The organism is Sulfitobacter undariae (assembly GCF_014196805.1).
Lineage (GTDB): Bacteria > Pseudomonadota > Alphaproteobacteria > Rhodobacterales > Rhodobacteraceae > Sulfitobacter > Sulfitobacter undariae.
Map to the genome: position 1 here is coordinate 62089 of NZ_JACIEI010000015.1, position 11875 is coordinate 73963.

The 11875-nt window shown below is 50.0% G+C and carries 8 protein-coding genes; 1 reads left to right on the forward strand and 7 read right to left on the reverse strand.

The window, feature by feature from the left end:
• Positions 1 to 203 precede the first annotated feature (203 nt).
• Positions 204 to 2621 carry an ATP-binding protein gene (locus GGR95_RS15590; RefSeq protein WP_184567510.1) on the forward strand — a complete coding sequence of 806 codons (2418 nt, stop codon included), beginning with the start codon at positions 204 to 206 and terminating at the stop codon, positions 2619 to 2621.
• Here the strand turns inward: GGR95_RS15590 and GGR95_RS15595 are convergent.
• From GGR95_RS15595 to GGR95_RS15625, 7 genes are read right to left on the reverse strand one after another with little or no spacing between them, the layout of a single operon-like run.
• Positions 2618 to 3409, reverse strand: coding sequence for a hypothetical protein (locus GGR95_RS15595; RefSeq protein WP_184567512.1), 792 nt, complete (start codon positions 3407 to 3409; stop codon positions 2618 to 2620). The genes GGR95_RS15590 and GGR95_RS15595 overlap by 4 nt on opposite strands.
• Positions 3410 to 3422: 13 nt before the next feature.
• Complete coding sequence (locus GGR95_RS15600) at positions 3423 to 3779, reverse strand: response regulator (RefSeq protein ID WP_184567514.1); 357 nt, start codon at positions 3777 to 3779, stop codon at positions 3423 to 3425.
• Positions 3776 to 5752 carry an ATP-binding protein gene (locus tag GGR95_RS15605; RefSeq protein WP_184567516.1) on the reverse strand — a complete coding sequence of 659 codons (1977 nt, stop codon included), beginning with the start codon at positions 5750 to 5752 and terminating at the stop codon, positions 3776 to 3778. Before GGR95_RS15605 ends, GGR95_RS15600 begins: the two co-directional genes overlap by 4 nt.
• Before the next feature lie 21 nt (positions 5753 to 5773).
• A complete protein-coding gene (locus GGR95_RS15610) occupies positions 5774 to 6712 on the reverse strand; it encodes a response regulator (RefSeq protein ID WP_221384946.1) in 939 nt (312 codons plus the stop codon).
• Positions 6713 to 6722: 10 nt separating this feature from the next.
• Positions 6723 to 8132: a hypothetical protein gene (locus tag GGR95_RS15615; RefSeq protein WP_184567520.1), complete on the reverse strand. Its 1410-nt coding sequence runs from the start codon at positions 8130 to 8132 to the stop codon at positions 6723 to 6725.
• A complete protein-coding gene (locus GGR95_RS15620) occupies positions 8129 to 10018 on the reverse strand; it encodes a glycosyltransferase family 2 protein (RefSeq protein WP_184567522.1) in 1890 nt (629 codons plus the stop codon). The genes GGR95_RS15615 and GGR95_RS15620 overlap by 4 nt, the downstream gene beginning before the upstream one ends.
• A 5-nt stretch (positions 10019 to 10023) precedes the next feature.
• Complete coding sequence (locus tag GGR95_RS15625; protein ID WP_184567525.1) at positions 10024 to 11751, reverse strand: hypothetical protein; 1728 nt, start codon at positions 11749 to 11751, stop codon at positions 10024 to 10026.
• Positions 11752 to 11875: the final 124 nt, after the last annotated feature.

The window sequence follows — 11875 nt, forward strand, 5'->3', positions numbered from 1 at the left end:
CAACAAATTGCAGCTTACGTCAGTGTCCCAACTTCAGGGGGTAGCTCATCATATTGTGGCCCCTCTTGCGGGACAACTATAACTCAAACTACAGTGGCACCATATCAGTGCGCTACGTGTTTTCTATTGTGTTCGAAACTCATACATTCAATAGGTGAGAGATGCATTCAGATCGCAGTGCGCGATGGTTCCAAGGGATCACTTTGGGCTTTTTTCTTGGGCTATCCTTTTTCTCATTTTCACTGGTGCATAAAATTGCACAAAGCAGATCGCAAGAAGCCTTTCAAGTTATGGTGGAGCAAAGTCTCACGTCTCTCGACAGACGTTTCGAAGGCTACAGTCGGGTTCTTGATGGGCTTAATGGTTTAGTGATGGCATCTGACAACGTAACCGGGTTAGAGATGTCAAATTTTACTAAAGCACTGAATACGAATGATAACTTGTTCGTTCCTGATGCGATCGGTCTTGCCTCGGCGGTCCCAGAAGAAAATAGCGTGCGAGGTAATTTATTCGCGCTCACTGATAACCCTAGTCAGTTCAAAACTTCGCCCACCACGCTTCAGGTCGATCGTTTTATTGTGCAATATATCGAGCCGCTCGCCAGCCACCAAATGTTTCTGGGGCTGGACCTTGCAAACAATCCTGATCTCCTTGCTATCGCAAGAAAAGCTCGTGATACGGGTCAAACTCTTTTAGCCGGTAACTTTCCAAATCTCGTTCCTAAAATTGGTGACTCTCGCCTATTGTTACTGAAACCAATCTACAAACCGTTGCAAATTACATATCCTTTAAATCCGCAGAAAAGAGATTTTATTGGCTTTGCCTTCGCGGTGTTGAATGTTGAAAACATTTTCACAGACTTAACAACTACGCAAAGGGAAATGATAGGAATACAAGCCGAATTTAATACCGGGACAGCTATTTATAATACCAAAACTATACCCGCGACGGGCATTGATGCACCAGAATATAGCAGCCGTCAATCGTTTGAGAAGTTCGGACAAGTCTTCTCCATGTCATTGAGAAGTACACCAAAGTTTGATGCCCTTCAGCCATTCCGAGTAAGGTGGATTGTTTTAACATTGGGACTTTTGATTACGGCATTAATTAGCACAGTCTTGCGTGTGTTGATCAAGAAAAACCAGACAATCGCTGTCACGGTAGCGCAAAAAACCCGGGACCTTGAAACGCAAGACAAAGAGAAACGCTCTATTCTCGAAAATGCGATGCTCGCGATCCTCTCTGTAAATAAGTCATGGGAAATCCTCCATGTTAACGAGGCCGCGCTGAAACTTCTGTTGCCGCTCACGAGCGAGATGTGTCTGCTTAAAATTCCCCTCAATGAATTACTGCCCGACTTGGATCTGCAAAGTGTCGATGGGTGGTCAAAACTTCAAGTATCTTCGACCACCGGGAAGGCTGAACCGTTGATTTTCGAAGTCGAAAAGAAGACGTGGTTCACTGCGGAGGGTGAAGAGCGGATTACATTCTTAATGCGTGATATCACCACCATCGAACGGCATGCAAAGGAGATTGTTGAGGCGGAGCATCGGTGGAGCCTAGCTCTGATGAGCGTCCAAATTGGCGTTTTTGATATTGACTTGAAACACGGAACTTCAGTTGTTTCAGATACTTGGCGCAAGAACATGGGCTCTGAACCTCTTGCGAAATGCAAAAACCCCTATCAAGAGCAGATGGTTCGCATGCATTCGGATGATCTTGCCTTTTTCAAAAAAGCAGAGATGGACTGTATTGAAGGTCGCACAGATCGAGCCGAAGTTCGCTTTCGCGTGAAGGGCGGAAATGATGAATGGCTCTGGATCAAGTCAGATGCTGTCGTGGTGGAGCGTGCCCCAGATGGGACCGCAATCAGGATGCTCGGAATACAGATGGATGTCACAGAAACTTTAAAATTGGAGCGAATGAAGCGTGATTTTATCGCCACTGTCAGCCATGAACTTCGTACGCCTTTAACTTCAATCAAAGGCGCGCTCGGACTGTTACAAGCTCAGTCGCAAGCCGGAAAACCTAAAGGCTCCGATCGATTGATAGAGATTGCTTTATCAAATTCAGATCGCCTCGCAAGTCTTATCAACGATATTTTGGACATGGAAAAAATGAATTCTGGAAATTTAAACGTCGAAGTGAATTCGTTTGATCTAAACGAGATTTTGAATGACGCCTCCCAACAAATCGAAACTTACGCTTCGCAGTGGAATGTCCGGGTCGAAGTGCAGAGGCTTGAAGTCGAACAGATGATCTCAACAGACAAAAAACGTGTTATTCAGGTGTTGACAAACCTGCTGTCGAACGCATGTAAGTTTGCGCATTCAGAGACAACTGTTCGGCTTACTGTCGAAGCCCTACCAACCCACATAAAAATTTCAGTGATCAATTCAGGGCCGAGTATACCCGAAGAATTTCGCAACAAAATATTCCAACCCTTTTCACAGGCTGACAGCTCCGATGCGCGTCAGCGAGGCGGCACCGGATTGGGGCTGAGCATCTCGCGCACCTTGATTGACTTGATGGGTGGCACGATCGGATTTGAGAGTGAGCCGGACCAAGAAACCGTTTTCTGGTTCACCTGCCCTTTGATGGACGCTTCAGAAGCGGTTTAAAATTGAGACCAAATCCCCAGCTTTACAGATGCCGTGCTGCTGGAAAACTGGTATGCTATTCCAGTCTCAATGTAGACATTCGGGCGCGCTTCGAACACGTAAGATGGAGCGATTGCGATGGAGCTATCTTGATCTGACCTTTTCGAATATTGTAGCTGGATGATTGTCAGCGCCCCGTTTGCGTTGTTCACGCCAAAGGTACTGTCTAACTTTCCCAAGCCGCTGCCATCTTCCAAAAACATATACGTGCTTTCAACGCCAAGCCAGCCGTCGCCCCATGATGCTGTATAGCCCCGCCCCCACGACAGGCCGGGGCGGAGCGCTGCTTTGGTTTCACCCCCATTTTTATCTGTGCCGACGCCTAATTCATAGGCAAATTGGTTGGGGCCTTTTGAAAAAGAGGATCGCGCAAATGCAATTGAAAATTGATTTCCTGATGTGAGATTACGCCCTGCATCGATCCCCAGTGTTAACCGTTCGTTAACCCCATACTCGTAAAATAATGAAGCATAAGGAGAGCCATCACTGGATAATCCTTGATCGATTGAAAAAGAAAGAAATGACTTTCCTTCGCCGCGTGGCCATGCACCTGCTGTTGCAGCACCAGAATACGCGAGCACCCATAGTATGGATGCACATGACAAAGTCGAAAGTCCGGATCTGAACACGTTGGATATCCAATCTCGTGAAGGGGCGCTTCGACGCCCGAATTGTTGTTCACTACTTGCCGTAAATTCCGGCTGAGCAACGAACAATGTTGTCTTTTTTAAACTATTCGCCGTTCCCAAAAGTTTGGATCGGTCAATTGTTTCGCAAGTATTCAGCTAATTTAACGGGTTTGAAGGGCTTATGTAAAACTTGATCAGCGCCCATTTCCATTAGTTCCGTTTCAGCTTCCTTCAACGTTTTTGCAGTGCACATGATAATTTTCGTGTTTTTGTGGCGTTCAAGTGTGCGTGCAACGCGCAGCACTTCTTGTCCGTCTGGTGGCACCATCATCACGTCGAGGAGGATCACGTCAAAGTCTTCCGTTTTGAGGAGGGCAATGGCCTCAGCACCGCTGGCTGCATATGTCGCGTCAATATCGTCTTCGATCATCAGGGCGATTTCGATCATCTCACGGATATCTGCTTCATCATCTACAAATAGAACTTTCATTTAGCAGTCTCCAGCATCGTTTCGGGTGGCGTGTGTAACTTAAATTTGACAAAAAATGTGGTCCCAGTTTCCGCAGCTTCTCCGTCAGTGGATTGCGTTTCGAACCAAATGCTTCCGCCTTGCCGTTCAACCAACTGCTTGGTGATTGCAAGTCCCAGACCAGTGCCGCCTGCCTGTACACCTTTATTGTGAACAGGTGCGGTAAAGCGATCAAACAGGCGGGCACGGCCAGAAATCGGAATCCCAGGACCAGCATCACGCACGTAAAATGTGATCTCCTGATCCGTCTCACGCGCACCTATTTTTACAGCACCACCTTTTGGGGAATATTTGACTGCATTAGATATCAGGTTTGAAAAGATCTGCTGTAGTCGATCAGGATCAACAAAGACCTGTCCGGGTTCGGAGTGCTCACTCACTACGCCAACCTTTGCGGCCAACCCATAGCCCGAGTTGATCGAGACGGCTTCCTCTAAGGCTGCACTGACTGACACAGGCTTGGCGCGCAAGTGAAACTGGCCCTGATCAATCGCCTGCAAAGTTAAGATGTCATTCACCAAGACCAATAACCTGTCGGCATTGCGTGCCGCCATTTTGACAAGCCGTTCAGCAGGGCCAGAAAAATCAGCGGAAAACCGATCTTCTAACAGCTCAAGCGATCCTGCGAGTGACGTAAGAGGTGTCCTCAATTCATGGTTGATCGACGTGATGAAATGATCACGGGCGGTCAATAGACGTTCTTCTGCAGTGACATCCGTGAGTACGCAATAGGCGACCTCCTGATCATAGAGCGTCAGTTTCATAACGCGGCACTGCACAACCTGATCATCTGTTGTCTTAATTCTAACGGCTGCAAAATCAGTGTTCATTTCTGAAAATTCGGGGAGCAATGTTTGAAGCAACGTAACAGTAGCTGCATTGTCAACTTGACCCATAATTTCGCGGGCCATTTTGTTGGTGCGTCGGAACTTCCCATCTTGGGTAAAGATGATGATACCATCGCCAACATTCTCAAAAATTGTATTAAATTCACGTTGCGCTGCGACAATTCTAACATTGTCCTGCTTTGACCTATGTAGTCCCTTAGCCAACTGAATGGATTTGGCATTTAGTCGGAGCGCCATGCCGATCGTGGTTGCAAACAAGATAGTAGCAATCAGTAAAAAAATGGCGGTGCGCTGATAGAGGCCTGTCATAACAGCGGTTCTACTGCGACTGACCTCTATAACCAAACCTAGTGTCGGAAGGTTTCGAGACGCACTGATGATAACGTCTTCCGCGTCGCGTGTCATATCATTGGATTGGAAAGCGACTTCACCATCTGCAGCCTGTATCCTGACGTGCATATCGGTAGGGATATCCGTGAGATTTAGTAAGTCCGAGAAATAATCCTCTCCCAATGAGGACACGATAACGCCACGCGCTCTGCCATTGGGCGACACCACGGGCCAAGCAATCGGCGTCAACCGCCGCCCGCTGCCACGTGCAATGAGTGGGACCCCAACGGCATACTGGTTCCTGCCCAGCTTTAGAGCAGCTTGGAAGTACGCACGGTCGCCAAGGTGCTGACCCATTAACGCTTCGATAGAGGACCACGCTACATTTCCTTCAGGGTTTATTAGCACCAAACTGTCAACTTGTTCGATATCGCGCAGAGTGTCGCGCATGCGACTTCCATAGCGGTTTTCGATCACGTCATTCTTCTCAAATGGCGTGATCGCAAGGCGGTCAATCATGTTCCACATTTGCATGTTGGCTATGGCAAAACTGGCTTCGACGGTTTGTTCGTATAGCTCTGCGGAAAAGGCCAATTGGTCTTCTGCTTCGCGTACAGTGCGATTGTAGTCAAAGCGCACCAATTGCGTGATGCCCAATATGAAAACCACAATCAAAACGAAGATTGAGACGACAACGCGTCTTCCCCCCTCTGCTAAGGGGACATCTGTGTCTGGCGTCTGGAGTATATGCGTCATCTGTTTGGCGATCTCATATTCTTATTGCAGCATTGTCACTGTCTCGGAGGTAGTACCGTTGTCATTCGCTTCGACCAGTTTTATCAGTTGCCCAAGGCGCGACCCGATCGTGGCCTTGCCTGTAGGGGAAACCGCCGCACTTATAGAGACAGGTGTGTTTTTCCACCCGCCATTGAGAGCAATTTTGGCGGCATTTACAGATTGGATGAATCCCTTGGCACACTCGACCAGCTGCGCCTCATTTTTATGCAGCCCTGCAAAGCAAAACAGATCATCTTCCCAATGGGCAAAACTATCCCCCGCACAAATACGTTCTCTGGCGAGGACTTTGGCAACGGCTTGGATTATTTCGGTTCGCTGAGATGTTGAAATATCATGTTCGGCGGTTAAGCCATCAATTTTCAGGGCGATCAAACCTACAGTCGATTGTGTCTTGGCTGAAAGACTCATCAGGTCTGCACGCATGCCTAACTGATTGCCCAGCAAAGCTTGTAATGCCACTGGCTCTGGTGTGCTATCTACGCCCAGTCGCTTGCGGCTGGCCCCCCGATGTTCGCTGGCACGGCGGCGGTCCAATTCGGACTTCAGGCGCAAGCAACTACGCATCCGTGCTTGTAGCTCAATCCGGTTAAATGGTTTGGTCACATAGTCATTTGCCCCCGCAACAAAGGCACGTGACAAAGATTCCATATCTTTGCGGCTGGTTAGCATGATGATCGGCACATCCCGCCACGCATCAAATCCTCTGATCCTTGCACATAGCTCGATCCCGTCGATGCCGGGCATCATAATATCCATCAAAATTAGATCCGCTTTCTCGGCACCTGTCTCTATGGCATCCAAGGCAACGCGCGGGTCTAGGAAGCTGACAACATCGTCAAATCCCAATTCGGCCAAATTGTTGCGGATAAACTCCTGCGCAATATCAGAATCATCGACCGCCATAATACGTTGGCTCATTTCCATCCCCTCATGATTCAACTCGCTTAAAAACCCGCCACCGAACATTCGAGAACACCTGCGAATAAGACGGCATCCGATTTTCTGAAAGTGCTGGGTAGCGCCGCAAAATGCGGTCTGTTTCTATAGTCTGATCAGATGTGTTTTGTACCAACACATATTCCGCACGCAGGATTCCTCCCTCCAACGCCCAATCATATACCGTGTCGCCTGCCACAATCAGGTTTTGTATCTCCCCAATCTGCGACACGATCTCTGGATTTCTCTCAACATCAACCATAATGCCATCTTTTCCATCCAGAAAGCTGACAACATCTTGTGTTAACTCATGCCCTTCAACTTTGCTGCCCGCCAGCGCGTAGAACCAATTACGCGTCTCGGCTATGGGGTTTGCACGCAAAGAAGACAGTGACAGCACCAAACCCAGCGCCAATAGTGCAAGGATTATCGGTTCTCTCAAGGCAAGCTGAGGCCAAAACCGTATCGAGACAGCGAGCACTGCCAGCATCGGTGCGATCGCCAATGTGGGATCAGATTCGACATGCAGCATAGAGTTCAGCCAATATGCACCGCAGACGGTTCCGAAGGCGGCCAGTAGCGGCATCATATAGTGAGGGATAAGCATATTGCGCATGACTGCAACGAAAGCCATCGGCACCAAGCCAGCAAGAATTACCAAATGGCTTTGCAACGGTATTTCAACGGGGGCTTCTGTCAGCAGTGGTATCAGTGCACTGTCGAAAATCTTGCTGATAAACAGCAATGACAATACGGCGGCGACCACAGGATAGAACATCGCGATCAGATAGCCTACCGAGGAGGCCACCAACATGCTGGGCCGTGCGGCGACAATCATGAAGGGCAAGGCACCAAGGCACAGAAGCAAACCATAGGCGTTGGACAGCGCAACTACCAACAGGCCAACTGCCACTTTCATCATATCAGGTGCATTCCCGGTCAGCCGCAAATTTACGATCCCGCGTGCAAACAGCCAAGTGCCCATCAGGGTCAGAACAGACTCTGGCCCCTCGGCAAGAACCCTTAGGAAAAACGGGTTTAGCGCCAGCAACGCAACCGCCAAGCAACTGGTCAGGGTTGAAATGCCGCCGTTCACGCGCAGATTGCTGTACCACATCATCAGCATCATCGCCCCAATCGCCGCCGACAGCAAAAATGGAATAGGGACTGCTGTGCCACCGCTAACCCATTGCAACGCAATAGAGAGAACAAAGGGCAGGGGAGGGAAAAACGCATCCGTTGAAGTGTAGCCAGCTGGGCCGTCAACTTGCATTATCGCCTTGGACCAAAGGATGATCACACGCTCAGATACGAAGCCGTTTGCTTGCGCCCACGCAAGAGGGACCAGCAGCGTCAAGAACAACAAAATGAAGGCAGGGAGGCGAGCGGAGACTCTCATCATCCTTTGACCTCCTCAGCTTCAAGGTTGGCTTCAGCCAGTTCATTCGCCGTGTGTTTGGATAATCCGTGTTGGGTTTTTTCCCAATAAAACGGGTTAAACACCAATTGCGATAAAGCCTTGTAAGAGGCAATTGTCATCAACACCCAATAACCAACAACCGTAATTCCCCATGGCGCTAGATCGGTCCAGCGGCGTCTAAACGGCGCAACCATCGTCAGGTAAATGAGCAATCCATTGCCTGCCAATAGATTCAACAAAGACAGGTATAGTACGGGTAGGGGGAAGTAAGGCGAGATAACATCTTCGCCAAAGATCATCCAGATTCCGAAGATTGTCCAAAATACGGGGTTGAGCAGGCCCGATAAAAAAGTTCCACCTATGAAAAATATAAAGCCGAACACACCCGCTGGACCGATCGAGCGCCACAGATGCACGGGACGACGGCTGTGGACCAAGAAAGTCTGCATATACCCTTTGATCCAGCGCGAGCGCTGCCTGATCCAGTTGGGGATCGAGACGTTGGCTTCTTCAAATGTAGTGGAATCGATGACCCCCACACGATAGCCTTTTTGCGTGAGGCGAATACCCAGATCGGCGTCTTCGGTCACGTTGAACGGGTCCCATGCGTTCAATTCGCGTAAAACGTCCATGCGAAAATGGTTTGATGTGCCGCCCAACGGGATCGGGACTTTGAGCCTTTCAAGACCCGGCAACATTAGGTCGAACCACAAAGAATAATCCAACGTAAACATTCGCGTCAGCCAATTTTCGCGGGCGTTATAATAGTTCAGCCGGCATTGAATGCAGGCCGTATTATCTGGTGATTGGTTGAAGGCAGCGACAACTTTTTTCAATTGATCCGGCTCGGGCTTATCTTCGGCATCGAATATGACCAGAAAGTCACCTTGTGAGTACCGCAGCGCAAAATTGCAGGCTTTCGGTTTGGTCTGCGGGTGTGATGCGGGGACGCGGATGATCTCAAAAACGCCCTCAAGGTTCAGCTTGCGCGCGGCGTCAATTGTCTCATGATCGCCTTCCTCAAGAACAATTTTGATATCCAGCTTGGCCAAAGGATAATCCAAATTGCGCAAAGCTTGGGTCAAGATTGGCAGCACTTCAGGTTCGCGAAACATCGGAACCAACACGGTATAGGTCGGCAAATCGTCATCGCGCAGCAAAGCAGCTTCGGCTGCAATCGACCGCGAGGAAGATTCTTGCGCGGCACCGCCGACCCAGACAAGGATCGCTTTGAACAGGAAATTTCCTGTGTAAAATACGGTTAGCAAAACATTGATGGTGATCAACGTGCCGATGGGCGCAAAGGCGATCCCCAACAAGAATGCAGAAACGAGCAGATAGATCACCAGAACCTGTGGCGGCGTGATGACCTGTTGCGCTGACATCTCGGGGTCGATCTCGGCCAAAGCAAATACGGCCTCATGAGAATGTTGTTCGCGAAAGGCGCGTTGCAGCGACCAAGAGAGGTCAAAATGAGAGGCAATCACAAGGTTGACCTCTGTGCCATAATGCTCGCGAACATGCAGCAATGTGGCCGGACCGGGGCGCGCTGTGGCGACAACCAGCACACCCTCCTTTTCCCCGACAGGGACCGTCATGAAGTCATTCATCATGCGCGGGTCGTATTTACGGATCAATACATCATCTGGCCGGTCCGCCATCAAGTTCACAAGCGGCAGATCATAGTGATAGGCTAGCTGTTGATACAATTCGTCCGAGGTGATCCACCGTCGTGCCAATAGCACCTTGACCAGCGACACTCCCCAGTCCTCAGCAAGGTCTTCTGCTGCAAATAGCTGGTCGGGAGTTAAAAATCCCCGATCCAGCAGCAAGGTGCCAATCGCTTCGCTTTCTGCGTCGAGCGCCATACCTACTATGCGTCCGGTGACGGTGTGTTGCGGCGGTTGCGATAAATTTTCTGAAAGACGGCCAAAACGATCAACGTCAAGGCAAGCCACAGGCCCCCAACGATCCAAGGACGGTATCTATCTAATATTTGCATCATGTTCGTGCGATCAGGATATACCACGTCAATCAGGGGCTTGCCGCTGGTTGAGGTTGCAACCACCACACCCTGCTGCGCAATTAAAGCCAGATCGCCACGGTCTAATACAAACGGGGTGTCGATGGAGACATCAGGCGCCGGGCCGGTGCCTGGACGCAGCCATAATCCTTTTACACCATTGCGGGTGACAATCTGAACGATCCCAAGACGTTCCAATGCTTCGCCATCGAACATGATATTGCCGCTGCGATCACGCACTTCTATGCGCCCGCCGTCGACTTTGATCAATGGATCGGTATCGCCGGGGTTGGTTTTGGAAACGGCTATAAACGGGATGCTATTTTCGATTTCGTTCAGCGCATTCCGCGGAATAATGGGCGCACGGTCGGGCACCATTGTGCCGGCTACACTACCCAGCCACGGCATCAATTCAGCGTGCGGCAACCCTACATCTGGATCGACAAATATCTGAGCGCCGCCCCCAAATGCTTGGCGCAGTTGGTAAAAATGCTCCGCATCATCTGACGCATCTTGTAGGTTCAGCTTGCTGCCAAGTAACACCTGCGCGCCGTATCCTTGTGGCTTGATCCGACATTGACCACCCAGCGCTTGGCGCTGAAACAACACGCGAAGTAGATTATCGCGGCTCAGCAATCCTTCTGGAACAGCAAATTTAACGCGTTCTGGCATGCCACTATCCAAGGATCTGGCCCCCAGAAGTGTATCGTTTAAATAGACTGTTGCACTTGCCCCCATGCCAGTAGGGTCCAGCCCCGCCGCTAGCACAAGGTCCACTTCAGAAACGGTCTTTCCTTCAGGAATATCTGACGATTGAATGGGAATTTGAAATTGCCCGGAGGACACAACTTGTATTTCACGCAGGTCGGCGTTGAAATCTGACAGCAGCAATGATTGTGTATTTGTGACGCCTGAATCCACGTTATGTGTCACGCTGGAAGACGCATCCGCGACGCCAGCCCACTCCGATGACAATTGCCACAAACCCAGCTGAGGATTGGTGCCGCGCACATGCAGGCTTGGGCGCTGCTGCCCATGAGACACATCCATTTCACTCTCGGAACCAGAAGTAGCAACATCCAGCTCAATCACGCTGGTCGACCACAGATTGCCATCGGGCACCAAGGCGTCGGTGCCGAAATCAACTGTTCCTTGCTCTGCGCCGAACAAAGCCGCGGCACGAATTGCAGCTGCGAGGCCTGACATTTCGTCGCCTTCGGGCATTTGCACATAGACTTGCGCAGGGCGAAACCCGTTGAAATCCACGGGGGTATCGATCTGCGAGGCATCAAGTGTCAGAGACAGCATCGACTCCGGTAAGATTTGGATGAAGTCACCAGAGGCGCGTTCATCAACACAGACAAACTCGGAAAACGCGCCTGAATAGCTCAATCCAATGGCAATAAAGCCCGCACGGATATCGTCGGGCTTGATATCAACATTCACCGAAGCTTGCCCGCCCTCAACAGCCAAGCCTTGCGAGGCTGCTATCCTATCTCCGACTTTTATCTGTAAAAACCGCTCAACACCGTTGGTTGCGCCGTGGTTGATCTTAAGTGTCAATTGGCCGTTACGCACGGGGTCCGCATTAATGACGGGAAAGTAAACGACATGGTGTGATTGCGGCGGCCGCTCTCCAGTGGCGAACGAGGTCCTGTTACATTGGCCTCATGGAAACAAGCCGTGAGGAGAACGACCATGA

Coding starts and splice junctions, on each gene's coding strand:
- GGR95_RS15600 (WP_184567514.1), bottom strand. CDS start 3,779: ATGAAAGTTCTATTTGTAGATGATGAAGCAGATATCCGTGAGATGATC.
- GGR95_RS15605 (WP_184567516.1), bottom strand. CDS start 5,752: ATGACGCATATACTCCAGACGCCAGACACAGATGTCCCCTTAGCAGAG.
- GGR95_RS15615 (WP_184567520.1), bottom strand. CDS start 8,132: ATGATGAGAGTCTCCGCTCGCCTCCCTGCCTTCATTTTGTTGTTCTTG.
- GGR95_RS15620 (WP_184567522.1), bottom strand. CDS start 10,018: ATGGCGCTCGACGCAGAAAGCGAAGCGATTGGCACCTTGCTGCTGGAT.
- GGR95_RS15610 (WP_221384946.1), bottom strand. CDS start 6,712: ATGAGCCAACGTATTATGGCGGTCGATGATTCTGATATTGCGCAGGAG.